Genomic DNA, 24,060 nt, shown 5'->3' on the forward strand with positions numbered 1-24,060 from the left:
TAGATTTTTGTGGCTACGCAGTGCAAATGACGCTCACCCCTCCTGCGCCGACGCCTTTCACCCCCCGCCTGACGCTGGGGCTGGTAGGCGTACTGATCGCAGCATTGGCCTCCGGTATCAATGACCGAGTGACCGACATTGCCTTGGCCGACCTGCTCGGCAACTTTGGCCTGGGCCACGACGAGGGCAGTTGGATCAGCTCGGCGTACGCGGCGTCGGAAGTCTCGGCGATGTTGATCGCCCCGTGGCTGGCCGTGACCTTTTCGCTGCGCCGTTTCGCCCTGGTCGCTACCTTTGCTTTTGCACTGTTGGGCGTACTCAGCCCGCTGGCGCCGAACTATGCCAGCCTATTGCTGCTGCGGATACTGCAAGGCTTGGCCGGGGGCTTCCTGCCGCCTTTGCTGATGACCGTAGCGCTGCGCTTTTTGCCTTGGCACTACAAGCTCTATGGGCTTTCTGCCTACGCCATGACTGCCACCTTCGGCCCGAACCTGGCACTGCCGTTGGCCGCCATATGGGCCGAGGGCAGCGATTGGCGGCTGTTGTTCTGGCAGATCGTGCCTGCCTGCGGCATTGGGGGCGCGCTGATCGCCTATGGCCTGCCCCAGGACCCTTTGCGCCTGGAACGCTTCAGGCAGCTCGACTGGCGCGGCGCTCTGCTCGGCGTGGGCGGCCTGGCGTTGCTGGTGGTGGGGTTGACCCAGGGCGATCGCCTCGATTGGCTGGCCTCGCCACTGGTTGTGCTGTGCCTGCTGGGGGCAACGGTGTGCCTGCCGTTGTTCGTACTCAACGAGTGGTATCACCCGCTGCCGTTATTTCGCGTGCAACTGCTGGCGCGGCGCAACTTCAGCTACGGCATCCTCACCCTGATGCTGTTCGTATTCATCGCATTGGCCGGCAGCGCGTTGCCGGCAGCATACCTTGGCCATGTGCAGGGCTACCGCCCGATACAGACGATGCCATTGGCGCTCACTATCGCTCTGCCACAGCTACTGATCGCCCCCCTGGTGGCCTGGGCAATCAACCGCAACAGCGTGGACGCGCGCTACGTCATCGCTTTGGGCCTTGGCTTGATTGCGATCGCCTGTTTAGGCAATGCGCACCTCACCAGCGCCTGGGTACGCGATGACTTCTACCTTTGGCAGATACTGCAGATGTTCGGCCAGCCGATGGTGGTGGTGCCGCTGCTGATGGCCGCTACCGGCGTGATCGCACCCCATGAGGGGCCATTCGCCTCGGCGATGGTCAACAGCCTGCGCGGCCTGGGCGCCAGCCTGGCAGGGGTGGGGCTGGAAAACTTCGTCACCTGGCGGGAGCACTTTCATAGCAACCACCTGCTGGACCAGGCCATGAACAACCGCCTGGCACTGCCCGCCCAGGCCAACCTGAACCTGGCGGCCCGTGCCCGCGAACAAGCCTTCGTGCTGACCTACGCCGATGCCTACCTGGCATTGCTGGCAATCATCGCCCTGGCCTTGGTAGTGCTGCTGACGCTACCCGCCCGCCCCTACCCACCGCAACCTCCGGTCCCCTCATGAAACACAGAAGTGCTATAACCCTGCTGTGCCTGGCGTTGGTGGCCTGTGCCGGCTACACCGCCTGGCACCTGCTGACCAGCAACGGCCACGAGCGCACCGATGATGCCTATATCCGCGCCGACTCGGTGCTAGTGGCGCCGCGCGTGTCGGGCCAGATCGCCGAAGTGGCCGTTGAAGACAACCAGCGCGTCCACCGTGGCGAATTGCTCGCACGGCTGGATGATGCCGATTTTCAGGCAGCGCTTGCGGCAGCCCAGGCCAATGTGGCGGGCGCCAGTGCCGAACTGGCCAACCTGCAAGCCAGCATTGACCGCCAAGGGGCGTTGATCCGCCAGGCGCGCGCCACCGTGCATGCCACCGAAGCCAATCTCGGCTTCGCCCAGGCCAACGCCCAGCGTTACCGCAACCTTTCCGATTCAGGCGCAGGTACCCAGCAGGACCGGCAGCGGTCCCATGCCGAGTTGCTGGCAGCGCAGGCAGCGCGTGAGCGTGATGCAGCGGCACAAGTGGCGACCGAGCGAGCATTGGATGTACTCAAAGCCCAACGCCAGGTGGCTCAAGCCACCCTGGCCCGTGCCCAGGCCGCAGAACGCCAGGCTCAACTGAATCTGGGTTACACCCGCATCACCGCGCCGTTCGACGGCATGGTCGGCCAGCGCGGCGCGCGGGTAGGCGCCTGGGTGCAGCCCGGCACCCCCCTAATGGCCGTAGTACCGCTGGATGACCTCTACGTGATCGCCAATTTTCGTGAAACGCAACTGGCTCAGATGCAAGCGAACCAGAGCGTGGAGTTGCGAGTAGACAGCCATCCCGACAGGGTCTTCCACGGCCACCTGGAGAGCCTGGCGCCCGCGACCGGCCTGAGTTTCTCGGCCATCAGCGCCGACAATGCGACGGGCAATTTCACCAAAGTCGTGCAGCGCGTTCCGGTTAAGGTTCGCTTCGACGACCCCGCACAGGCGCTGAAGGCATTGCGAGTCGGAATGTCGGTGGTGGTGGATGTGAACGTAGCGCGGGAGCATTGAGTGATGCGCACTTTTCATGTGTTGCTTGCCACTGTTGCTTTGGCCACCGCCGGTTGCAGCGTAGGCCCGGACTTCCAGCCACCTGCCGCCGCGCTGCCGGACCAATGGGCAACGAGCACTGAGCCACGCCCCTTGGACGCGCGATGGTGGCAAAATCTGGGCGATGATCAATTGAGGCAGGTCGTCGAGCGCACTGTGCAGGCCAACCTGGACCTGGCAAGCGCTAGCAATCGACTGGCACAAAGCCGCAGCCTGCTGCAGGTCAGCGGTGCTCAGCGGGTACCGGCCTTGGCCGGCGGCGGCAGTTACCAGCGCGAACGAAACAGCAGCGAAGGCCTGAACGACCCCTCCGGCCGCGACGGCCAGGCCCCCTTCGAACTGTGGAGCGCCAGCCTTGACGCCAGTTGGGAGCCCGACCTGTGGGGGCGTGTGCGACGCTCGATGGAAGCCGCTCAGGCGCAGGTGCAGGTCAGCCAGGCCGACCGCGATGCCCTGGCATTGTCCCTGGCCGCGCAGGCGGCAAGCGATTACCTGCGCCTGCGCGGTGTGCAGGCCCAGCTGGAGGTTACCCGCCACAACCTCAGCATTGCAGAGCAGAGCTTGGCACTGACCCGCACTCGTTTCGAGAACGGGGTGACCACTCACTTGGACGTCGCCAATGCCGCCGCCCAGGTCGCCACCGTCCAGGCGAGGGTGGCACCGCAGGAGGCTGAACAGACCCGGCTGATCAATGCCTTGAGCTACCTCCAGGGGCTGCCGCCTGGTGCCCTGCAGGCAGCGCTTGGCAGCCCGCGCCCGCTTGCCAGCCCCAGTGCAGATGTACCTATGGGCGTGCCGTCGCAGCTTGCGCAACGACGCCCGGATATTCGCCGAGCCGCAGCTGCGCTGCACCGGGCAACGGCTGAAGTCGGCATGGCCGAAGCTGACTTCTATCCGCGGGTCACCTTGGGTGCAGGCTTCGGCTGGCAAAGCCTGGAAGGCGCCAACCTGGGAGATTGGGAGGCCAGAGACTGGCATTACGGCCCCACGCTCTACCTGCCGCTGTTCCAGGGCGGCCGGTTGACTGGGACGTTGGCGCTGCGCCAGCAGCAGGCGCAGGCCGCAGCGATAGACTACCGGCGCACCGTGCTGGCCGCTTGGCACGAAGTGGCCAGTGCCTTGAGCGACTATCAGGCCGAGCTACGCCATTACGCAGCATTGACCGAGGCGGTCGAGCAGAACAGTGAAGCGTTCAAAGCAGCCAACCAGCGTTACCGCGAAGGTGCTACCGACTACCTGAACGTACTCAACGTGCAGCGTGCTCTACTTGACACCCAGAGCGCGCAGGTTGCCAGCAGCACCCACGTGGCGCTGGATCGGGTGAGGTTGTACAAGGCGTTGGCTGGCGGATGGCCGCGACAGGGCTGACCGTTCGTCGTGACTGTGGCACCAATTCCGATGGGCGGTACCAAAGACATAACTCACCCTGCCAAGGAAAAGATCGATGAAAAAGCCAATCGCCAGCCTCGCCCTCGCCGCGCTGTTCTCTGCGGCTTCGCTCACCGCTCTGGCGGCCCAACCCCAGGCCGGCGCTTCCAATGAGCCCATGCATAACACTGGTAACCCAAGCACCCAGGCCAACCCCAGCTCGGCCAGTGACGGCGCCAACGGCGGTGCGGCCATTCCAGACCCGCAGCGCACCCCGCAAGGCCATAGCAAGCAAAGCCACGATACCCATGGCACTCAGAAAGGCAGTGGCGCGGTAGGTGGCAAAAGCCAGCCCAAGGGCGACGTCAAACAGCAATGAGCACGTCCCTTCCCCACATTGCCTTGTGGGGAACGCTGAATGGGCGGGCAGCAACTTGCCCGCCTTCGCTTGACCAGATCCCGCACGACGTCCAGGTTCCCTAGGCCTCAAATACCCCCTGGGCCAGCAACTTTCCCCCTCATCCCCCGTCGAATGCCTCTCTGCCCGTAGAATGCCCCGCTCATGCCACTCAAGGAAGACGCTTCCATGATGAACCTGCACCACTGGCGCCTGTTGCTGGCAGTTGCCGACACCGGCAGTTTCAGCCAGGCTGCTCGCTTGCATGGTGTGACGACTTCCGCTGCCAGCCAGGCCGTGAGCCAGCTGGAACAAGCGCTGGGCTCCACGTTGCTCAATCGCGAACCCCGCCCTGCTCGCGCCACCGCGCTAGGCACAGATGTGATCGCCGGCGCCCGGCGCATGCTCGAGGCCTTCGACGGGATCCGCGAACAAGTTGCGCAGCGCATCGGCCATCATCACGGTGCTGTGCACTTGGCCTGCGTACCCTGTGCCAGTGCCGATGCACTGGCCGAGCCGTTACAGGCCTTCAAAGACGCCTACCCGCAGATAGAAATCGTACAGCTCTGGGGCACGACGCTGGAGGTTGAGCGTTGGCTGGCCCAAGGCGCTGCGGATATAGCGTTGCTACCCGACACGCCCCTGCAAAGGCAGACGTTGGCACTTGGCAAAGAAGAGTGGCTGGCCTGGGTGCCGGCCGGCCACCCATTTGCCCGTCGCGACCGGGGTACTCGGTTGAGCCTGGGCGATCTGGCCGGGCAGCCCTTCGTGCTGGCCCACCCAGAGCAAGTGCGACCGTTGTTTGAACGTGCAGGGCTCGAACTTTCAGATGTGCGGGCGACGGTTGAGGGCTGGAGGGCGGCTGCCTCACAGGTGCGAGAGGGTGCCGGGGTAACCGTACTACCTGCCAGTGAGGCCCCCGCGGACACCAACGGGGTATTGCAGTTTGGGCTTGCGCCTGCGTTGCAGCGGCGATCGGCCTTGGTGGTGCGCGAAGGGGCGCATGCTGCAGTAGGTTCGGTATTGGCGTTTTTGCAAGCGCGCTAGCCGTAGCCCCCCAGCGGGATGTTCAGAGCTCGCGAAGTATCCAGGCCAGCGCCCGCCATGGGTACTGATCACCCGCTGCCACGGCCCTGCATCCCGGGTCGTGGACGAACGAGCGGTCAGCGTGGCTGGCGGTCTGTACGCTATGGCAGAAGGGGCACCGAACCATATCGGCTTCCAGTGCCCATTGCCGGCCCCACTCTGCCATCTGCTCGCCCATCTTGGCGCGCCGTAAGCGGCTGTCATCGTGTTTCACTGAGCGCGCCTCCTGCGTCGGCACAGCACATGGCTAAAAACCGCGAGCCTACAGCAAGGCAGCTCTTTTACCTAGCGCGAGACGGCGAGTGGTTTGCCAACCCGATCACAGCAACGGCGCAGGCCCATACTCACGCTCACAGCGCAGGATCCGTACCCTGTAATCGCTGTACCAGACTGCCTTGCCCAACCGCTGTGCCGCCAGGTGCTCGGCATCGCGTTGCCAGGCGGCAGCAGATGCCTCATCGGCCCAATACGAAACGGTCAGGCCCAGCCCATCCAAGCCACGAGCGCTCTCAACGCTGATAAAACCGGGCTGTTCGCGGGCCAGCTCAATCATTCGCTCGGCACAAGCGTTATAGCCCGCTTCGTAGGGTGCTCGCCGCGAACTGAAAACGACGGCGGTATACGGCGGCAGAGGCGTCGTTGCGAGCGCCGTTGCGCGGGAGTGCCGGTAAACCTGCGCCGCCTCCAGCAACGCCAGGGCCGCAGGCGGTACGCGGCCGTTGAGCGCAGCTCGCTCCGGCTGGAACAGCGTGAGACAGAAAAACCGATGCCCAGCCAGTTCAAAGCCCAATACCTGGCCGTCGCCCGCCCAGGCCACAGGTTTCAGATCGCTCGCTTCCAGAGCCTGTGCCAGCTCCGGTGCCAAGCCGTAACTGCAGTTGAACTCGGCCTGTAGCTCAACACTGGCATAAGCCCGCGCCAGGCGCGAACCCGGTAGCAGGCGAACCTGCTTGGAAGTGTCTCGCAATGCGCAGGCCAATGGCGCTATCACTACCCTGCCCGCTTGGGGCGCCCATTCGGCGTGCACGGCGTCGGCCATGCCCAGGGCATGCCGGGCAAACTCGAGCACCCCGTGCTGAAAGCCGGCGCAAGTACCCAGTACCGGCACGCCAGAAAGCCTGGCTTGCTTGAGCGTATCCACCACGGCCTCACCGTCGCGATAGGGGCCTCCCGGTGCGACCCACAGGCCGTCGAACTCCTCAACCATCACCCGCCCGAGCCTATCGGTGGCGAGCCATTGGCTGGTGACAGGCTCACCCAGCACTTCGGCCGCCATCGCCAAGGCTCGCGGGATGGCCAAGTGGGCCACTATCTGGGGGTCGAAGTCCCCTATCAAGCCAATCTTCATATCGCTGCTCCTGTCGCTGTCGAAAACGCTCGACGGACTGTAAGCTTGCGCACCTGCAATGAATATCAGCCAGAGCACAAACCGTGATTGCAGCTACGCACTATCGTCTTGAACACTCTGACCTTCAGTTGGTCCTTGCCCTGCAACGCGGGGGCAGCCTCGCCCGTGCAGCGGTATTGCTTGGCCAGGATGTTTCCACGGTGTTCCGGGCCATCCATCGGCTGGAGAAAGCCATGGGGGCGCAGTTGTTTGAAAAACCGCGCAGTGGCTACCGCCCAACGCCGTTGGCCGAGCGTCTGGCACGCCAGGCCGAGCTGGCCGAACAGGCACTGCAACAGGCACGGGGCGAAGTGCAGGAAGGCAGCCAGGCGCTTCGGGGAACCGTACGCCTGACCTGCAGCGAGGCCGTGTTGCAGGCGTTGGTTGCGCCCGCATTGGGAAGGTTCATGGCGCAATGGCCCGGTGTCGAGCTACTGCTCGACAGCACGCGTCACTTTGCCAATCTCAGCCGCCACGAGGCAGACCTCGCGATCCGTATCACCGATCAGCCACCGCTACACCTGATCGGCCAACGCCTGGCCGGTGTCCACTATGTAATGTGCGGCCATCCACGGCTGATCGATCAGGACGCCCCTGGCGCGTTACCTTGGATCGCGCTGCGCGATGAGGGCGGCGAGCACTCCACCACTACGTGGCGGCGAGCGCAGTTTCCCGCTGCGCAGGTCGCCTGCCAGGCGCATGGGCTGCATGCCCTGGCACAGCTGGCGCTGGCAGGGCTGGGGCTGGCGCTGCTGCCCACCTGGCTGGTGGCTGCACCGCTGCAGGTGCTGGAAGCCGACACTCGCGGCTGCGACAGCGCTCTGTGGCTGCTGATGCGGCCTGACTGCCGGGCACAGCCATCGGTAAGCCATGTGTTTGATGCACTGCGCCAGCACTGTAAGGCTCACTGATCCCACGGTACCTGCAGCGCAGCCCTATGCCGGTGCGCTTCGATCAACACTGCGTTGGGCTCATCGGTGTCGCGCACCCAAGCCTTGGCCTGTTCCAGGGTACGGCCAAAACGGCAATGGCGTTCGACCAGCCGCTGGCGCCGTAGCTCACCGGGCACGGCCACATACCAGCACTCATCGAACAACTCGGCCACTGGCGCCCAGCCCTGCTCTGGCAGCAACAGGTAATTGCCTTCGCTGATCACCAAATGCGCTTCGGCAGGAACGGCGATGGCGCCAGCAATGCCCTCCTCCAGCGCCCGATCGAAAAAAGGGGCATAGACCACCTCTTGCGCGTTGGGCTTGCGCAGGCGCGCCAGCAATGCTCGATAGCCGGCGGCGTCGAAGGTGTCTGGCGCGCCTTTGCGTGCCGCGCGGCCAAGCCTTGCCAGCTCCTGGTTGGCAAGATGAAAGCCATCCATCGGTACGATCACCGCACTAGGCCCGATGGCCTCGGCGAGCAACCGCGCGACGGTCGACTTGCCGGCGCCGGGAGCGCCAGCGATGCCGAGCAGCACCCGCGGTGAGCGTTCCATGAGCGCGCGCGCCCGCTCTATCAGTGAGGATGGTAGCTGCATGCTGGATTTTCCTATGGCTGAATCGTTTCAAATAGACAAATTTTCTAACAAGTTTAGGGCACCAAAGTTCAATTACGGCGTCAGTAGCCCAAGCGCCCAGGCCGGGCGCTGTACAAGGAGACGTGCATGACCCTCAATAACAATACACAGGCCAATCCACGGCTGGTCATCCTGATCGCCGTGATCGCCGCGCTGGGAGGCTTGTTGTTTGGCTACGACACCGGCGTGATCGGCGTTGCCCTGCTCGGCCTGGGCCGCGAGTTTGCGCTGGACGACACCCTCAAGCAACTAGTGACCGGCGGGATCATTTTTGGCGCTCTGTTCGGTTGCCTGGGCACTGGCCCGGTGTCCGACCGCTTCGGCCGGCGCCGCGCGATCGTGCTGGTCGCGGTGGTGTTCGCCGTTGGCTCGCTGCTGTCGGCGATGGCTGGCAATGTGACCCTGTTGATCTTGTCCCGCATCTTGCTGGGGCTCTCGGCAGGTAGCTCGACGCAAATCATTCCGGTGTACATCGCCGAAGTGGCCCCGCCAGAGCACCGCGGCAAGCTGGTAGTGCTGTTTCAGTTCATGGTGGTGTTCGGCATTAGCGTGGCCTACTTCACAGGCTTTGCACTGGGCGAACATTGGCGCTGGATGTTCGGGCTGGGCGTGGTGCCCGCGTTGATCCTCCTGGCTGGCATGGCAGTGCTCCCCGAGAGCCCACGCTGGCTCCTGATGAAGGAGCGGGAAGCTGAGGCCGAGCAGGTGCTCAATCGGGTGAGGGGCAACCCCGCCCAGGCCCGTGCCGAAATCGAAGAGATCCGTGAAGTGGCGTTCAAGCAGCCCGAAGGAAGCTGGCGCGATCTGTTCAATCCCTGGGTGCGCCCGGCGCTGATCGTGGGCGCGAGCATTTCGATGTTTTCCCAAATCACTGGCAACAACGCGTTGATCTACTACGCGCCCACGATTTTGACCAAGGCCGGTTTCAGCGACGAAATGGCCGTGCTCGCCACTGGTGCCAGCACTCTGCTGGTGGTGGTGATGACGGTGATCGGCAGCTGGCTGGTCGACAAGGTCGGCCGCCGCCGTTACCTGCTGTGGATGATCCCAGGCTCAATCGTTGCGCTGGCATTGATGGGTTATCTATTCCAAGGTGCAGGGCCCTCCACCGATGCGCAACGCTACCTCGCCGTTGCCTGCCTGGCGGCTTACCTGATGCTCAACTGCGGGGGCTTTGGCGTGTGCATCTGGCTTATCAACGCCGAGGTCTACCCCCTGTTCGTGCGAGGCAAGGGGGCCAGCGTGGGAGCCTTCAGCCACTGGTTCTTCGACCTGCTGGTAACCCTGAGCACCTTGAGCCTGGTGACCTGGCTAGGTATCGCCCACACTTTCTGGCTCTACACCGGCATCTCGATCGTTTCGCTGGTGTTCATTTACCGCTGTGTTCCAGAAACACGGGGCCGAAGCCTGGAATCGATCGAGCACGCCCTTCGGGAATCGCGCTTCTATCCTTACCAGGAAAAGCAGGCAGCCGAGCGCACACCTGTGGCTCAGTAACGCCCCCGCATGAGGGCGCGCACATCGATGCGCGCCCCTTCCCGCGCCACACCCTGCAGGGGCGGCGCTTGCCAGCTGTCCGCTGCCTCAGTGATTTCGCCGTGGAGTTGCTCCCACTCGGCGAACCCATCGAGCAAACCCTGATAGTAGAGCGCGTTGAGCCAGCCCAGCGCTATGCCTGTGCTCAGCACCAAGGCATGCTCATCGTCGCTGTAGGCCAGCTCCGCAACCAGGTCCCGAAACTTGCTTACCAGGGTTGTCTTGTCCACGTGTGCCGATCCTCATAGGCTTATCGTTATCTCGACCTCGGCTTGGAAGCATTTGTTTCTTTTTATGTTTAAAGTATGCGACTGTCCGTTAATCGAACGCTATCAGAGGGCCGGCCAGGCCTGTCATTGACACCTATCAAGCTCAACGGTATCTATGTACCACCCAGTTAGTTTTGCCCCTTCCTGTTGGCGCATTACCGACGGTCATTTGCTCGATAATAAAAACAACGGAGATCGCCATGGCCAGCCATGACACCCACGGTTCCAACCAAGCGAAGAAAGCGACCGCCAGCGGATGGGTCGGCTCGGCACTCGAGTATTACGACTTCTTCATCTACGCCCAGGCGGCAGCGCTGATTTTCCCGCAGATATTCTTCCCATCCACCGACCCCAAGATCGCAATCGTCGCCTCGCTGGCAACCTATGGCGTAGGGTACGTTGCGCGCCCCATCGGCGCGTTCGTGCTCGGCCACCTGGGTGACACACGGGGGCGCAAAAACGTGCTGTTGTTGTGCATGTTCCTGATGGGCCTGGCCACCATGGCCGTGGGGCTGCTGCCGACCTACCACCAAGTGGGCATGCTGGCACCGACGCTCCTGGTGATCCTGCGCCTGATCCAAGGGTTTGCCGTTGCAGGGGAGATCTCCGGGGCAAGCTCGATGATTCTTGAGCACGCGCCGTTCGGGCGCCGGGGGTATTACGCCAGTTACACCCTGCAAGGCGTGCAGGCCGGGCAGATCTTCGCCGCCGCGATCTTCTTGCCGCTGGCCTATTTCATGCCAGACGATGCCTTCAACAGTTGGGGGTGGCGGATCCCGTTCCTGCTCAGCGCTGTCGTACTGATTGCCGGCCTGATCATCCGCAAGGAAGTGCATGAGACGCCGGTCTTCACTCAGGAAGGTGCCGCTTCGAAAACGCCTAAATCACCGATCGCCGAGGCCTTCCGCTATAACTGGAAGAACATGGGCCTTGTGATGTGCATGGCGCTGATGAATGTGATTCCGGTGGTAGCCACGATTTTCGGCGCAGCTTACGCCGTGCAGCCGGCCTACGGCATCGGTTTCGAGAAAAGCGTCTACTTGTGGATTCCCGTAGTGGGCAACATCGTTGCAGTGCTGGTCATTCCCTTCGTCGGCAACTGGTCCGACAAGATCGGGCGGCGGCCGATGATCATTGGCGGCGCTCTGGGCTCCGGGCTGCTCTCGTTCGTGTACCTCTACGCGATCAGCATTCACAACGTGCCCCTGGCCTTCGGCATGTCATTGCTGATGTGGGGTGTGGTGTATCAAGGCTACAATGCCGTCTTCCCAAGCTTCTATCCCGAGTTGTTCCAGTCGCGGTACCGGGTCACGGCCATGGCAATCTCCCAGAACATGGGCACCATGTTCACCGCCCTGCTTCCGGCGCTGTTTGCCGCAGTAGCACCACCCGGCTCGCAGAACGTGCCGGCCACAATCGGCGCCCTAGCGTTCGGGATCACGGTGATCTGCGCGCTGGCCGCCTGGAAGGCTCGCGAGACCTACCGCATCCCGATGCAGGAGCTGGGGATGCCCGACGCTAAGCCGCTGGAAAAAAGCCAGTACGACGCGCAAAGGATGCAAGCCGCTCGTACCTGAGCGGTGTAGTCAACGCCCATAAAAAACCCGGCCAGTGCGCCGGGTTTTTTATGGGTTTCTCAATGCCTGCTCTAGCGACCCCCGCCCAGGTCGATGAAGGTGCCTGTTACATAGCTGGATAAACCCGACGCCAGCCAGAGGATAGCCTCAGCTACCTCTTCAGGCTGGCCACCACGGCCGATGGGCAGCGTTTTCTCCAGCTTATGGACACGCTGGGGGTCCCCAGAGAGCGCATGAAAATCAGTATGAATGTAACCGGGGCGTACTGCATTCACGCGTATACGCTCAGCCGCCAGCTCCTTCGAAAGCCCCAGCGTGAAAGTATCCAGCGCCCCCTTGGAACTGGCGTAGTCGACATACTCGTTGGGCGACCCTAGCCGAGCCGCGACCGAAGACACGTTGACGATACTGCCGCCCGCCCCGCCATGGCGCGATGACATCCGAGCGATAGCATGCTTGGCACACAGCATTGGGCCTACCACGTTGGTTTTCATCAGTTTGAGCAGCCGAAACTCGGACATTTCTTCCAAGCGGCTCTGCTCAGCAATGGTAGCGGCGTTATTGACCAGCACGGTCACAGGGCCCAGCTCGTGGTCTACCCGGCTGAACATCTGGATGACTTCGTCTTCGTTGCTGGCATCGCCCTTGAAAGCGATGGCGCGCGCGCCGAGCGCGTGCAGTTGATCCAGGGTCAGCCGCGCGTGTGCGTCATCTGTCTGGTAGCTGATGCAGAGTCGGTAGCCTTCACGCGCCGCGAGGCGAGCGGTGGCCGCGCCGATGCCGCGGGTACCGCCGGTGATGACCATGACCTTGCCCATCGAATGAACCGCTCCGTATGTGAGTCGCACGAGTGGTGCCAAGGCTACCCTACGGAGCTGGCCCAAGGCCAGCAATGACGGCGGCCCCTGCGTGGATAATCAGGTTGGGGCCGCCTGCATAGCTGTCAGATAGGCGTCTTTTGGTGATGATCGTCCATCGGTGCGCCACGGTGCCCGCCAGCGTGACGCTTGGCTTGATCGATGCCCCATTTGAGCAATTCGGAGGTAGGGCCCGGGTCATCTTCCTTGCGGGCGATCTGTTCGTGAATCAACTGCCCCCCGGAATCATGGACCCGCATCTCCACGCGGTACTGCTTGTCGGCGACCTGGCGCGCGGTGACGTGAATACGGGCGCCATTGCCCAAGGTTTCTTCGTGGACTTTGGTGAGGTGATCGTTGCCCACCCAGTCTTCGTGGCCTCGTCCGTGCTCTGTCATGCTCAGCCCTCTTTTGCAGTGATCCTTACTTTCACAGACCCGGCTGAGGCTGCAAGGTTCAGGATTGCGGCAGGGGCCGGGCAATGGCCTGGCTCAAGGCAGCAGCAAGGTCTTCTTCCCGGTAGGGCTTCTGCACGATCAGCTGCTGGCCGGGGTCGAGCCCGCCAATCTCGGCATAACCTGTAATGAACACAACGGGTAATCCAGGCTGTCGGTTGCGCGCTTCATCGGCCAACTGAGCACCGTTCATGCCCGGCATGGCGTAGTCGGTCACTAGCAGGTCTACACCTTCATGCAAGCGCAGTAGCGCCTGATCTGCGCCATCTGCCTCGAGCACCGTGTAGCCCAGCCCTTCCAGCAGCAGAGCGGTGACGCTCCTGACATCCGGGTCATCATCTACGAGCAGAATCCGATGTTGCTGGCCCGGCGCTTCGGCCACGGCCTTTTCAGCCGGCTTTTCTCGCAGTTGCGGGCCCGATACCCCAGGCAGATAGACCTTGACCGTGGTGCCCCGGCCCTCCTCCGTAGTAATGGCCACTCCGCCGCCAGACTGTTTGGCGAAGCCGAAGACTTGGGCAAGCCCCAGCCCCGAGCCCTTGCCCACCTCCTTGGTGGTGAAGAATGGCTCGAAGGCCTTGGCCAGTACCGCTTCGCTCATTCCGCAGCCCGAATCCTGGATCGCCAGCACCACGTAGTCACCCGGCTCTGGGTCCTCTGGCCGCCTGGCAGGTACCTGGACCGTTTCGTTGTAGGTGCTCAAGCGCAGCGCGCCGCCCTTGGGCATGGCATCGCGTGCGTTGATTGCCAGGTTCAGGATGATCATCTCGGTCTGAGTGGCGTCGACCAATGCGCTCCACAGTGCCGGGGCGGTATCGGTTTCGATCCAGATGCTGCCGCCCAACGTGCGTTGCAGCAGATCAAGCATGCCCTGCACGGTGTCGTTAAGGTTCACTGCCGCTGGCTGCAAGCGCTGGCGCCGGCTGAAGGCCAGCAACTGCCCGGTTAGCCGTGCCCCCCGCTCGCCTGCCTCGAGGATATTCTGCAAGCGGCTGGCAAAGCGGTCGGTCTGGCCTCGGCCCAGGTCACGCAACAGGAAGTGAGTGCTTCCCAGAATGACCGTCAAGAGGTTGTTGAAGTCGTGGGCGACCCCGGCGGTCAATTGCCCTACCGCCTCGAGGCGTTGCATTTGTTGCAGTGCGGCCTCGACCCGCTCGCGTTCGTCGATCTGCTCGCGTAGGCGTTCATTGGTCGCCGCGAGCGTGTCAAGGACCTGCCGCTCACTGGTGATGTCTCGTACCGCCGCATAGAGCATTTCGCCATCGGGCACGATGGTCCAGGACATCCAGCGGTAGTCGCCATTGGCGTGGCGGAGCCGGTTGACGAAGCGGCTGGACACGTTACCCAGGGCAAGCCGCCCCAACTCACGCGAAGTGGCAGCCTGGTCTGCAGGGTGGGTGAGGTCGGCCAGGCGCATGCCGGCCAGTTGTGCACGGGTCAGCCCGAGGGTCGCTTCCCAGGCCGGGTTGAGCGCCTCGGGCGTGGTATCGGCACGCATCACTGCAAGCAATTCGCGCGACAGCTCCCAGGTGCGGTCCCGCTCACGGGTGCGCTTCTGCACCCGATCGCTGAGCAGGTCGTTCAGCCGCTCCAGCGCTTCGGTGGCCTGCTTCTGCTCGGTGATGTCCTGCACCACCCCAGTGAAGCGCACGCAGCGCCCCTCTTCGAAGGTGGAGCGACCGCTGGTCTTGAACCAGCGCTCGGCTCCGGTGGGCAGGCGGACCCGGTAATCGACCTGATAGGTTCTGGCGCTCGCCAATGACTCCTCGACACCTCGCTCCACGCGGGCGCGATCGTCGGGATGAAGGCGGTCGAAGAACAGCTCCATGCTCACCGGTGTTTGCTCGTCGAGCTCGTACATTTCCCGGCAGCGTGCATCCCAGATCAGCAATTCGGTACGCGGATCGAAGTCCCAGGTACCCATCCGGGCCGCCTCGATGGCAATACGTGCACGGGATTCGGCATCGTGCAAGTCGCGCTCGGCACGTTGGCGCTGCCGGCGCTCGTCTACCTCGGCCAATGCGCGCCTGACGGCGCTGGGCAACAGCGGCAGGCTCTGCTTGAGTACGTAGTCGGTCGCGCCAGCACGCATCATCTTGACCGCGTGCTCTTCGCCGAATACCCCGGAGATAACGATAAAAGGAGTCAGCGGCGCCAGTTCGCGAGCGACGCTCAAGGCCTGCTCGCCCGAGGAGCCAGGCAGCAGCACGTCACTCAGGATAAGATCGAAGGCCTGGGCCTGCAGTAGTTTGGCCGCTGCCTGATGGTTGTGGACCGTAGTGGCCTGGATGTCCAGGCCAGCTCGCTCCAGGGTGAACAAGGTCAGTTCCGCGTCGCGGACGCTGTCTTCGATCAGCAAAAGCTGCAGGGGAGGCGCGGGCATGTTCACCAAGGGGTCAGTACGGGAAAGGGCTCAGGATTGCGGGCGACGCTGCAAGCGCAGCGAGCCGGGTGGAGGCTCGTTGAGCACGGCCCAGAAAACGCCCAAATCGGAAATCGCTGACACGAATTCGCGGAATTCGACCGGTTTGACGACGTAGGCGTTCACTCCGAGCTCGTAGGCGCGCTGCAGGTCAGGCTCTTCCCGCGAGGAAGTCAGCATCACGATCGGAATGCTGCGCAGCTCCTCAGCGGTGCGCACCGCCTTGAGCACCTCAAGCCCGTCGACCTTGGGCAGTTTCAAGTCCAGCAGCATGACCGCCGGGTTGCCCTCGTCACGTGTGGCATGCTCGCCACGGCGGTAAAGGTAGTCGAGCGCCTCGGCGCCATCGCGCAGCACGATGACCTCGTTGGCCAACTGGCTGCGCTCGAGCGCTACCAAGGTCAATTCCAGGTCGCGGGGATTGTCTTCGACCAACAGAATGGGTTTGAGCATGTGTGCCTCGTGAAAATATTGGCGCGGCGCCTCAGGCGCGGCGCGGCAATGCAAAATAGAAAGTGGCACCCTGCCCCGGTTGGCTTTCGGCCCACACGCGACCCTCATGGCGCTCTATGATCCGCCGCACGCTCGCCAGCCCTATCCCTGTACCCTCGAACTCTTCCATGCGATGCAAACGTTGAAATACCCCGAACAGCTTGCCAGCGTAGGCCATGTCGAAGCCCACGCCGTTGTCGCGAACATGCACGACGATTTCATCTTCGCGCTCGGCAGCGCCCACTTCGATCACTGAAGGGTCGCGCCCGCGGCTGTATTTGATCGCGTTGGAGAGCAGGTTGCGCAAGGCCAAGTGAATGAATGCGGCGTCGGCGATCACCTTGGGCAGTGGCTCGATATGCCATTGCACATGACGGCCCTGAAGGTCTGGCTCCATCTCCCGCCGAGTGGCGTCTACCAGCGCCCCCAGGTCGACATCAGACAACCGCAGTGCTGAACGCCCCATCTGCGAAAAGCTCAGCAGGTTGTCGACCAGGGTACCGGCGAAGCGCGCCGACTCGCCGATGTGTTCGAGAAAACGCACGCCCCGCTCCGACAGCTTGGTGCCCTCGAAATCGCTGAGCAGCTCGGCGTAGCCGGCGATGTGCCGCAACGGCGCGCGCAGGTCGTGAGACACGCTGTAGGAGAACGCTTCGAGTTCCTTGTTCGACTTCTTGAGCTCCCCGGCCAGCTGGGCAAGCTCCTCGGCCTTGCGCAGCACAATCCCCAGCACCGCCGTGCGCAACTCCGATACGCCTTCGACGACCATCGCGTCCCAACCACGGCTATGGCCTTTGACCGTCTCTTCCCACTGCTCGAAACTGGCACGCGGGTTCAGGTGGCCGTTGCCATCGACAGGTTTTTCCGGCCGCCCCGCCCAATGCACGGTTCGCCGCTGCTCCGGCTGAAACCAGATCAAATAGTGATTGTGCAGTTCGGAGATCGCAACCGCCAGAACCCCTGCGGCATGCTCGGCGAGCCCCTTGAGCTGGGGCACGTCGCGGGTCACGTTGTCGGTGACGAATACCTCACCCGCCAGCTCCCGCTGGCTGAGCCACTTGACCAGCGCTTCGACCTGCGCGGCCGGCGGAGTTTGCCCGAACAGATCGCAGTGGCTGTCGGAAATCACGGCCCCGCCCTGCGCGCCGGCAAATTCCAGGAAGGTGTCAGGTTGCGCCAGCAGACCCTCACGCACGCTGTCCCGGTCCGCCATCGAGGACAACAATCGCACGATGCGCTGACGCAAGCCAAGCAGGTGCTCGGTATCGGCATGAGCCTCGCGAGCCTCGATCTGCAACGACAGCACGCTGCCCAGCAGCTCACAGGCCATGCGCACCTGAAAACCCACGGCCCGCGGATTGCTGTCATGGCATGATACAAGCCCCCACAGACGCCCGCGCACCACGATCGAGATCGACATGGACGCCTGCGTGCCCATGTTGCGCATGTAACGTAGATGCACCGGTGAAACGCTACGCAGCGCCGCATGGCTCATGTCGAGCGCCGAGCCGGTACGAGGATTGATCGCGGGCACTAGCGCGGAAGGCACGTAGTCGGCGTCTTCGATGACCCTAATTCGGCTGGCGACGTAAAGTGCGCGGGCCTGCCGGGGGATGTCAGAAGCCGGGAAACACAAGCCCAGGTAGCTGGGATAGCCATCATCGGCAACCTCGGCCAATACCAAGCCATTGCCCTGCTCATCGAAACGGTAAGCCTTTACCCGGCCGAACCCGGTAATGCGCTTGAGCTCGAACGCAGCCAGGCGGCACAAGGCCTGGATGTCCTGAACCTCCTGCATTTGCCCGACAAACGCCCGTACCAGCGGGTAAAGATGACCATGCGCGGCAGCTACGTCGCGGGCAGGTTCGAATTCGGCGATCAGTACCTGGTCCCAGGCGTGGGCAAGCATCGCGAAACGCGACTGGTCGCAGCCCTTGAAATGCAGATCGCCCAAGTGCACAGGATGATGCTCATCGCGCGGCAGGGTGCCGAGCTTGCGTACCACATCGCTACCGCCGTCCAGGCAGTGCTCGAGCGGCTTGCCCAGCAGTTGGCTGGCCTCAACGGCCAGCCAATCGCGCACATTGTCACTGGCCTGCAGCACTTCGAAAGTGGTCGGGTCGAGGACCAGCATGAAGCCCTGAGGCTGGATGCTTCCGGGCAGATGGATTGGCTCCCGCGCGCATTGCTCGGCAGCACTGGCGTGAGCGGCAGCCGAATCGGTCGAGTTCAATGTGCAGGCTCCTTGATCCTGGAAGCTGCGCGGGCAGGCCACGCTGTTCAAATGCGCACACAGTACCAGACACGCCGAAGGACAGTGAGCGCATTTCTCGGTTGCACAGTAAATATGCCCCATGGGGGCGACGACAGTGCGCCAGGCGCAGGGCAATGAACCAATCGAATGATTGGCGGTCTGACGCGCGTTCATGGAAGGAGCTCAGGCAATGGCCAGGTTAAGGCATTTTCTCATTCGGTACCGCTACAAGGGCCAGTCGCGCAGTTTCGCGCAGAAAGACAGCCGGATGTCGGCGACGGACGCGTGGTACTACGCGTCCCTGCACTGCGGCGCGGATCGCCTCTACGGCATTACGCTGAACCAGCAATCGCCTCAGGCTATGCGTATACAGGCGCTCCAGTGTGGCGTCAGCGAAGTGGGCTTTCATGAGTTGCCCAGCTGAAAACATTGATGTCGAAAGAGTCTGGCGGGTGCGGTTTGCTTCATGAACAGGGCAAATTTGTAATACAGTCGGGCGGTGATTTAAGAGAGGATACAGATGATGGTTGCCCATCTGCGTGTTGTACCTAACGACCGGACCCTGGACAGTTGGAAGTTGCACTGGATTCATGATGAAACCACCATCCACTGCCGGCGCTGCCTGGCCAGCCAGTCTGTGTTTGATGCCAGTCAGCCTTTCGTTCACAACATCGGATGCGGCCGTGGGGATGCTTTTTCCCATTACCCATGGCAGGACCTGGCCGCCATCCTGAAGGCGCAACTGCAGCAGGCCTGATGACCTGCTCGCGCCCGTTAGCGCACCGGTATACGCGACCTTCTATCGCAACGCACGAGCGCGCGCAAAACTTAGCCCGGCACTGCCTCTCACAGCTGTATCCGCCCTCTGCGGATACACCACTGACAGGAGGAAGTGAACATGTCCACGACATCGAACAAAAACCCTGGAAATTTTGCCAATGACCGTGACCGCGCATCCGCTGCCGGCAAGAAAGGCGGCCATAACTCCGGCGGCAATTTCGCCCGAGACACCGCTCGCGCGTCTGAAGCAGGGCGCAAAGGCGGTATGAATAGCCGCAACCGCAATAAGTCCTGAAGCACCTCGCCAGGTACTCGGCGTATCGCCGGGCACCTGGCCCGCCCAGCTGAATATTCTGCCTAAACAACCCCGCCCCCTGGCCGATACTCCCATTAGCGAGCACGCATACGCCCCGCGCCCGTAATGAAATGCTGGAGAGCGCCTTGGAAGATATTTTTTTGTTGGTCGAACACAGCCGTGATCGCGGTGAAGTGCATGTGTTGGGGTGGTTTGCCACTGAAACCGAAGCGCGTGAAGCAGCGCAGGCTCTGGAACGGCAAGCCTGGCGCGCGGCTATGAACATCAAGGGCGTCGATCACCATGCCCCCGCGCCGATTGAGGCGACCTATCGCCGCTATTGGGTCAAAGGCATTTCCCGGTATCGCGGCAATACGCTGGCCACCTCTGGCACGCTTCACTGAACGATCGTACCCGCAATATCTATAGCCGCAATATCATTTTGATGGTATCGCTATAGGGGCGCAGTTCGAACGCAGCCAACATGGCGCTCGAGGAGAATCATCGTGCTCAGGCACATCCGCATCGATCAACTCCAACTTGGTATGTTCATCCATGAGCTGGATGGTAGTTGGCTCGACCATCCCTTCTGGAAGACGCGCTTTTTACTCACCCGCGCCCAAGACCTGGACAAACTGCGACGGGCGGGCATCCAGACACTGCGGATCGATACCGCCAAAGGCCTCGACGTTCCCGATATCACTCAATCGCAACAGGCGCCCATCCCCGCGCCCGCGCCCGCGCCTGCTCGGCCAATCGAAGCCATGCTCGACCGCCAAGAACTGCGCGCAGAGCTGCCCCAGGCGCTGCGCTTGCTGGCCGGCTCCAAGGCGGCAGTGGCCGCAATGTTCAATGACGCGCGCCTGGGAAACGCAGTAGACGCGGCGCGGGTCAACGAGGTTGTCACCAACATCTCGGCTTCGGTACTTCGCAACCCCAGCGCCATGATCAGCCTGGCACGGCTCAAGCGGGCCGATGACTACACCTATATGCATTCGGTAGCAGTCTGCGCACTTATGGTTGCCTTGGCACGCTCACTCCAACTGCCTGAGGACCAAGTGCTCCAGGCCGGCACGGCTGGCCTGCTGCACGACATCGGGAAGCTGGCTATCCCCGATGAAATCCTCAACAAACCCGGGCGGTTGACCGACGACGAGTTCTGTACCATCAAGCGACATCCGGCGGAAGGTTGTCGCATTCTCGAGCAAGCCTGTGACGTGGGCCAAGTGGCACTGGATGTCTGCATGCACCATCACGAAAAGGTAGATGGCTCAGGCTATCCCCACGGCCTGGCAGGCGGGCAGATCAGCCTGTTCGCACGTATGGGGGCGGTGTGCGACGTGTACGATGCCATCACCTCACAGCGCGCCTACAAGTCCGGCTGGGATCCGGCCATTTCGATCAGCCGCATGGCCGAATGGCGTGGGCACTTCGACAGTGACGTGTTGCACGCCTTTGTGCGCTGCGTGGGCATCTACCCGGTTGGTGCGTTGGTGCGGCTGCAAAGCGGGCGGCTGGGAATTGTCATTGAGCAGCATGGGCAGTCGTTGCTTACGCCTAAGGTCAACGTGTTTTTCTCCGCCCGCACGAACCTTCCTATCCCGCAACAGGTGATCGACCTGAGCCTGCCCGGGTGTACCGATCGCATCATTGGGCGGGAGAATTCAGAGAACTGGGGGTTCCGCCAACTCGATGACCTGTGGGCCGGCCCATACGCGCCGAGCTGACCTGATACGACGAATGCGGGGGCCATGCTTAGCCTTTTTGGTGGTTAGCCGCCTGCGGCGGCTATCGAAGGGGCCGGTATGCCGCGCCTTGGGGGCAATTGCAGATATTTAGGCCATCGAATGCAGCTTGCGACACAACCTTCATCCCGCTTTCACGCCCTCTTCACACCTGCTGAGCGATCCTGAGCTCCCCATGTGTGATTCAAAGCGTTTATTGCCCGCTTCGGCGGGCTTTCTTTTGCCCGAAATCCCCCCCCTTCCCCGTGGTCCGCTGCTCGGCTTGCATTTCACGAATCGACCATTGAGTCGATTGCAGGCAACTTAGGCACACGCCGTAGGGTCCGCTGAGCATCCCCTATGCCATTAGGCCCGCCCGAGGTGGGCCGGCCTGAACAGGAGCTGCTCCGATGCCCGATACCGATCATTGCGACCTAGACCGCCTATGCACCGACACTCTTCGGACCTTAAGCATGGACGCGGTCCAGAAGGCAAACTCAGGCCACCCTGGCACGCCCATGGCGCTGGCGCCGGTTGGCTATACCTTGTGGAAGGGCTTTTTACGCTACCACCCTGACCATCCCGACTGGGCCAACCGAGACCGCTTCGTGCTTTCGGCAGGGCACGCGTCGATGCTGCTGTATTCGCTATTGCACTTGGCGGGGGTGGTCGAAGTCGATGCCCAAGGACAGCGCACGGGCGCCCCAGCGGTAAGCCTCGACGATATCCGCCAGTTCCGCCAGATGAGTTCGAAAACGCCAGGTCACCCGGAATACCGCATGACCACAGGCGTTGAAACCACGACCGGGCCACTGGGCCAGGGGTGTGCCAACAGCGTAGGAATGGCCATGGCGTCACATTGGCTGGGTGAACATTTCAACCAGCCGACCGCGACGCTGTTTGACTACGACACCTATGTGATCTGCGGCGACGGTGACATGATGGAAGGCATCAGCGGCGAGGCTGCTTCATTGGCCGGGCATCTGAAGCTTGCGAACCTTTGCTGGATCTACGACAACAACACCATCAGCATCGAAGGCCATACCGAGCTTGCCTTCAGCGAAAACGTCATAGCCCGTTTCACCGGCTACGGCTGGAATACCCTGCACGTCAAAGACGCCAATGATACGCAGGCGCTGGCCGAGGCATTGCGTGCCTTCAGGGGCCACACCGATGCGCCCACCCTTATCGTGGTCGACAGCGTCATTGGCTACGGCTCGCCAAACAAGCACAACACAGCCGCTGCCCATGGCGAGGCGTTGGGTGAGGAAGAAGTGCGCCTGACCAAACAGGCGTATGGCTGGGAGCACGACCAGCCCTTTTATGTGCCGGAACAGGCAGCGCACCACTTACGTGATGCCCTGCGTGACCGAAATCAGGCCGCTTTCGATACCTGGCAGCAAGCACGGGCTCAATTGGAGCGCGATCAGCCGGCGCTGGCCGAGCAGCTGCAGCGCATGCTCTGCGGCCAGCTGCCCGAGGATTGGGCTGCGGCACCGGTATCCTTCGAGGCCGACGAGAAAGGCATCGCCAGCCGACAGGCCGGTGGCAAGGTGCTCAACGCCTTTGCCGAGCGTATCGACTGGCTGCTGGGAGGCTCGGCCGACCTTTCACCGTCAACCAAGACCAACCTCACCTTCGACTCCGCCGGCAGCTACCAAGCCGGGCATTACCATGGCCGCAACCTTCACTTTGGCGTACGTGAACATGCCATGGGCGCCATCGCCAACGGCCTGGCGTTGAGCTACCTGCGACCCTATACCTCGACCTTCCTGGTGTTCAGCGATTACATGAAGCCACCCATGCGACTGGCGGCGATCATGGAGCTGCCGGTGGTATTCGTATTTACGCACGACTCCATCGGCGTAGGTGAAGACGGCCCGACGCACCAGCCGATCGAACAGCTCGCCCAACTGCGCGCCACCCCCGGCCTGCTCACACTTCGCCCCGGCGATGCCAACGAAGTGACACAGGCCTGGAAGATCGCCCTGGCCCAAACCCATCGCCCCAGCGCCATCGTATTGTCACGCCAGCCCCTGCCGACACTGGACCGCAGCCAGTTCGCCAGTGCTGACCAGGTGGCGCGGGGCGCGTACGTGCTGGCCGATGCTGAAAACGGTGAGGCGCAGGTGATTCTGATGGCTACCGGCAGCGAGCTTTCCCTGGCGGTACAAGCCCGCGCGCAGCTTCAAACCGCAGGCATACGTACGCGCGTGGTATCGATGCCCAGCTGGGAGCTGTTCGAGGAGCAACCCCAGGCTTACAAGGATCAGGTGCTCCCGCCAAACATTACTGCACGCGTGGCGATAGAGCAGGCCGGCCCACTGGGGTGGGACCGCTACGTAGGGCATGGCGGTGACAAAGTGGTGATGCACAGCTTCGGGGCTTCTGCTCCCATCACCAAACTTCAGGCTCAATTTGGCTTTACCGTGGAAAACGTGGTCAAGGTGGCCAAGCAGCTGGCGTAGCCATCAAGCGGTAGTGTGGCCATCGCATAACTGAAATGCGCCCTGGCTACACTGCCTCCGCAACCTCACGCCATTGCAGTGGCAAGGAGCCGAACATGTACAGCCATATCATCCTAGGCGCGCGGGACCTTCCCGCGCTCATTCGTTTCTATAGCCCAGTGCTGCAAGCGTTGGGCCTTGAGCGAATGGAAGACGAGCAGGACGGTGGCCCGGAAGGGGCCGGTTGGCAGCTGCCGGGCCAGCATTGGCCGCAGTTCTATCTTCAAATGCCCTTCGACGGTAAAGCGGCCAGCGTGGGGAATGGCACGCAGGTCAGCTTTCGCGCCCGAAGCCGCGCGCAGGTCGATGCCGCCTGGGCGGCGGCGTGCCTAGGGGGTGGGAGGGATGAGGGGGCGCCGGGCTTGCGCCCGCAGTACGGGCCGGATTACTACGGTGCGTATTGTCGCGACCCGGAAGGCCATAAACTGTGCTTCGTCTTCGTAGAGGCGTTTGGTTGAGACAGTACCCGTATTCAGAGCTCACAA

The 24,060-nt window shown here is 62.5% G+C and carries 24 protein-coding genes; 15 read left to right on the top strand and 9 right to left on the bottom strand.

The genetic code is table 11. The features are described 5' to 3' along the window. The first annotated feature begins 26 nt into the window (after positions 1 to 26). The 5 genes from F474_RS12970 to F474_RS12990 all read left to right on the top strand — a co-directional run bounded on the left by F474_RS12970 (position 27) and on the right by F474_RS12990 (position 5,414). Positions 27 to 1,538 carry an MFS transporter gene (locus F474_RS12970; RefSeq protein ID WP_097085200.1) on the top strand — a complete coding sequence of 504 codons (1,512 nt, stop codon included), beginning with the start codon at positions 27 to 29 and terminating at the stop codon, positions 1,536 to 1,538. Further along, entirely contained in the window at positions 1,535 to 2,563 is a 1,029-nt protein-coding gene (locus tag F474_RS12975) for an HlyD family secretion protein (protein ID WP_097085199.1), read from the top strand. The genes F474_RS12970 and F474_RS12975 overlap by 4 nt, the downstream gene beginning before the upstream one ends. Positions 2,564 to 2,566: 3 nt before the next feature. Continuing rightward, entirely contained in the window at positions 2,567 to 3,970 is a 1,404-nt protein-coding gene (locus tag F474_RS12980) for an efflux transporter outer membrane subunit (protein WP_097085198.1), read from the top strand. A 76-nt stretch (positions 3,971 to 4,046) separates the two neighbouring features. After that, positions 4,047 to 4,349 carry a hypothetical protein gene (locus tag F474_RS12985; RefSeq protein ID WP_097085197.1) on the top strand — a complete coding sequence of 101 codons (303 nt, stop codon included), beginning with the start codon at positions 4,047 to 4,049 and terminating at the stop codon, positions 4,347 to 4,349. Between the two features lie 207 nt (positions 4,350 to 4,556). Further along, on the top strand, positions 4,557 to 5,414 hold the full coding sequence (locus F474_RS12990; protein ID WP_165830314.1) for a LysR family transcriptional regulator: 858 nt from the start codon (positions 4,557 to 4,559) through the stop codon (positions 5,412 to 5,414). Positions 5,415 to 5,436: 22 nt separating this feature from the next. Here F474_RS12990 and F474_RS12995 read toward each other — a convergent pair whose 3' ends face one another. Next, positions 5,437 to 5,667, bottom strand: coding sequence for a hypothetical protein (locus tag F474_RS12995; protein WP_097085195.1), 231 nt, complete (start codon positions 5,665 to 5,667; stop codon positions 5,437 to 5,439). Between the two features lie 105 nt (positions 5,668 to 5,772). Beyond that, positions 5,773 to 6,801: an antibiotic biosynthesis monooxygenase gene (locus F474_RS13000; protein ID WP_097085194.1), complete on the bottom strand. Its 1,029-nt coding sequence runs from the start codon at positions 6,799 to 6,801 to the stop codon at positions 5,773 to 5,775. An 83-nt stretch (positions 6,802 to 6,884) separates the two neighbouring features. Between F474_RS13000 and F474_RS13005 the strand changes: the two genes are divergently transcribed. After that, complete coding sequence (locus F474_RS13005; protein ID WP_097085193.1) at positions 6,885 to 7,751, top strand: LysR family transcriptional regulator; 867 nt, start codon at positions 6,885 to 6,887, stop codon at positions 7,749 to 7,751. Here the strand turns inward: F474_RS13005 and F474_RS13010 are convergent. Further along, positions 7,745 to 8,368: a nucleoside/nucleotide kinase family protein gene (locus tag F474_RS13010; protein ID WP_097085192.1), complete on the bottom strand. Its 624-nt coding sequence runs from the start codon at positions 8,366 to 8,368 to the stop codon at positions 7,745 to 7,747. The two genes, F474_RS13005 and F474_RS13010, sit on opposite strands and share 7 nt — an antisense overlap. A 126-nt stretch (positions 8,369 to 8,494) precedes the next feature. Between F474_RS13010 and F474_RS13015 the strand changes: the two genes are divergently transcribed. Next, positions 8,495 to 9,904: a sugar porter family MFS transporter gene (locus F474_RS13015; RefSeq protein ID WP_097085191.1), complete on the top strand. Its 1,410-nt coding sequence runs from the start codon at positions 8,495 to 8,497 to the stop codon at positions 9,902 to 9,904. Here F474_RS13015 and F474_RS13020 read toward each other — a convergent pair. Next, entirely contained in the window at positions 9,898 to 10,173 is a 276-nt protein-coding gene (locus F474_RS13020; RefSeq protein WP_097085190.1) for a hypothetical protein, read from the bottom strand. The two genes, F474_RS13015 and F474_RS13020, sit on opposite strands and share 7 nt — an antisense overlap. 239 nt (positions 10,174 to 10,412) lie before the next feature. Between F474_RS13020 and F474_RS13025 the strand changes: the two genes are divergently transcribed. After that, a complete protein-coding gene (locus F474_RS13025; protein WP_097085189.1) occupies positions 10,413 to 11,789 on the top strand; it encodes an MFS transporter in 1,377 nt (458 codons plus the stop codon). Positions 11,790 to 11,860: 71 nt separating this feature from the next. Here F474_RS13025 and F474_RS13030 read toward each other — a convergent pair whose 3' ends face one another. From F474_RS13030 to F474_RS13050, 5 genes are all read right to left on the bottom strand, one after another. Then, positions 11,861 to 12,607, bottom strand: coding sequence for an SDR family oxidoreductase (locus F474_RS13030; RefSeq protein WP_097085188.1), 747 nt, complete (start codon positions 12,605 to 12,607; stop codon positions 11,861 to 11,863). Between the two features lie 125 nt (positions 12,608 to 12,732). Then, on the bottom strand, positions 12,733 to 13,044 hold the full coding sequence (locus F474_RS13035; protein ID WP_097085187.1) for a hypothetical protein: 312 nt from the start codon (positions 13,042 to 13,044) through the stop codon (positions 12,733 to 12,735). Between the two features lie 58 nt (positions 13,045 to 13,102). After that, the gene (locus F474_RS13040; protein ID WP_097085186.1) at positions 13,103 to 15,484 is read right to left on the bottom strand and encodes a response regulator; all 2,382 of its coding nucleotides are present in this window, start codon (positions 15,482 to 15,484) and stop codon (positions 13,103 to 13,105) included. Positions 15,485 to 15,514: 30 nt separating this feature from the next. Then, positions 15,515 to 15,976: a response regulator gene (locus F474_RS13045; protein ID WP_097085185.1), complete on the bottom strand. Its 462-nt coding sequence runs from the start codon at positions 15,974 to 15,976 to the stop codon at positions 15,515 to 15,517. 31 nt (positions 15,977 to 16,007) lie between these two features. Beyond that, positions 16,008 to 18,248, bottom strand: a complete 2,241-nt coding sequence (locus F474_RS13050) for an ATP-binding protein (RefSeq protein WP_256577741.1) — start codon at positions 18,246 to 18,248, stop codon at positions 16,008 to 16,010. Positions 18,249 to 18,459: 211 nt separating this feature from the next. On the opposite strand from F474_RS13050, the gene F474_RS13055 reads away from it, so the two are divergent. The 7 genes from F474_RS13055 to F474_RS13085 all read left to right on the top strand — a co-directional run bounded on the left by F474_RS13055 (position 18,460) and on the right by F474_RS13085 (position 24,033). Beyond that, a complete protein-coding gene (locus F474_RS13055) occupies positions 18,460 to 18,693 on the top strand; it encodes a DUF6555 family protein (RefSeq protein ID WP_097085184.1) in 234 nt (77 codons plus the stop codon). Between the two features lie 99 nt (positions 18,694 to 18,792). Then, positions 18,793 to 19,026 (top strand): hypothetical protein, encoded by a 234-nt coding sequence (locus F474_RS13060; protein WP_125483380.1) that lies wholly within the window; start codon positions 18,793 to 18,795, stop codon positions 19,024 to 19,026. A gap of 141 nt (positions 19,027 to 19,167) precedes the next feature. Next, the gene (locus tag F474_RS13065; RefSeq protein ID WP_097085182.1) at positions 19,168 to 19,344 is read left to right on the top strand and encodes a general stress protein; all 177 of its coding nucleotides are present in this window, start codon (positions 19,168 to 19,170) and stop codon (positions 19,342 to 19,344) included. Positions 19,345 to 19,490: 146 nt separating this feature from the next. After that, positions 19,491 to 19,748 carry a hypothetical protein gene (locus F474_RS13070; protein WP_125483381.1) on the top strand — a complete coding sequence of 86 codons (258 nt, stop codon included), beginning with the start codon at positions 19,491 to 19,493 and terminating at the stop codon, positions 19,746 to 19,748. 102 nt (positions 19,749 to 19,850) lie between these two features. Then, positions 19,851 to 21,071, top strand: coding sequence for an HD-GYP domain-containing protein (locus tag F474_RS13075; protein ID WP_097085180.1), 1,221 nt, complete (start codon positions 19,851 to 19,853; stop codon positions 21,069 to 21,071). Positions 21,072 to 21,478: 407 nt separating this feature from the next. Further along, positions 21,479 to 23,536, top strand: a complete 2,058-nt coding sequence (gene tkt, locus F474_RS13080) for a transketolase (RefSeq protein WP_097085179.1) — start codon at positions 21,479 to 21,481, stop codon at positions 23,534 to 23,536. 95 nt (positions 23,537 to 23,631) lie between these two features. Beyond that, positions 23,632 to 24,033: a VOC family protein gene (locus tag F474_RS13085; protein WP_097085178.1), complete on the top strand. Its 402-nt coding sequence runs from the start codon at positions 23,632 to 23,634 to the stop codon at positions 24,031 to 24,033. Positions 24,034 to 24,060 lie beyond the last annotated feature (27 nt).

Source organism: Pseudomonas sp. URIL14HWK12:I12 (assembly GCF_003097135.1).
Taxonomy (GTDB): Bacteria; Pseudomonadota; Gammaproteobacteria; order Pseudomonadales; family Pseudomonadaceae; genus Aquipseudomonas.

Coding starts and splice junctions, on each gene's coding strand:
- F474_RS13060 (WP_125483380.1), top strand. CDS start 18,793: ATGGTTGCCCATCTGCGTGTTGTACCTAACGACCGGACCCTGGACAGT.
- F474_RS12980 (WP_097085198.1), top strand. CDS start 2,567: ATGCGCACTTTTCATGTGTTGCTTGCCACTGTTGCTTTGGCCACCGCC.
- F474_RS13000 (WP_097085194.1), bottom strand. CDS start 6,801: ATGAAGATTGGCTTGATAGGGGACTTCGACCCCCAGATAGTGGCCCAC.
- F474_RS13040 (WP_097085186.1), bottom strand. CDS start 15,484: ATGCCCGCGCCTCCCCTGCAGCTTTTGCTGATCGAAGACAGCGTCCGC.
- F474_RS12975 (WP_097085199.1), top strand. CDS start 1,535: ATGAAACACAGAAGTGCTATAACCCTGCTGTGCCTGGCGTTGGTGGCC.
- F474_RS13055 (WP_097085184.1), top strand. CDS start 18,460: ATGGCCAGGTTAAGGCATTTTCTCATTCGGTACCGCTACAAGGGCCAG.
- F474_RS13035 (WP_097085187.1), bottom strand. CDS start 13,044: ATGACAGAGCACGGACGAGGCCACGAAGACTGGGTGGGCAACGATCAC.
- F474_RS13065 (WP_097085182.1), top strand. CDS start 19,168: ATGTCCACGACATCGAACAAAAACCCTGGAAATTTTGCCAATGACCGT.
- F474_RS13085 (WP_097085178.1), top strand. CDS start 23,632: ATGTACAGCCATATCATCCTAGGCGCGCGGGACCTTCCCGCGCTCATT.
- F474_RS12990 (WP_165830314.1), top strand. CDS start 4,557: ATGATGAACCTGCACCACTGGCGCCTGTTGCTGGCAGTTGCCGACACC.
- F474_RS12970 (WP_097085200.1), top strand. CDS start 27: ATGACGCTCACCCCTCCTGCGCCGACGCCTTTCACCCCCCGCCTGACG.
- F474_RS13045 (WP_097085185.1), bottom strand. CDS start 15,976: ATGCTCAAACCCATTCTGTTGGTCGAAGACAATCCCCGCGACCTGGAA.
- F474_RS13030 (WP_097085188.1), bottom strand. CDS start 12,607: ATGGGCAAGGTCATGGTCATCACCGGCGGTACCCGCGGCATCGGCGCG.
- F474_RS12985 (WP_097085197.1), top strand. CDS start 4,047: ATGAAAAAGCCAATCGCCAGCCTCGCCCTCGCCGCGCTGTTCTCTGCG.
- F474_RS13010 (WP_097085192.1), bottom strand. CDS start 8,368: ATGCAGCTACCATCCTCACTGATAGAGCGGGCGCGCGCGCTCATGGAA.
- F474_RS13025 (WP_097085189.1), top strand. CDS start 10,413: ATGGCCAGCCATGACACCCACGGTTCCAACCAAGCGAAGAAAGCGACC.
- tkt (WP_097085179.1), top strand. CDS start 21,479: ATGCCCGATACCGATCATTGCGACCTAGACCGCCTATGCACCGACACT.
- F474_RS13015 (WP_097085191.1), top strand. CDS start 8,495: ATGACCCTCAATAACAATACACAGGCCAATCCACGGCTGGTCATCCTG.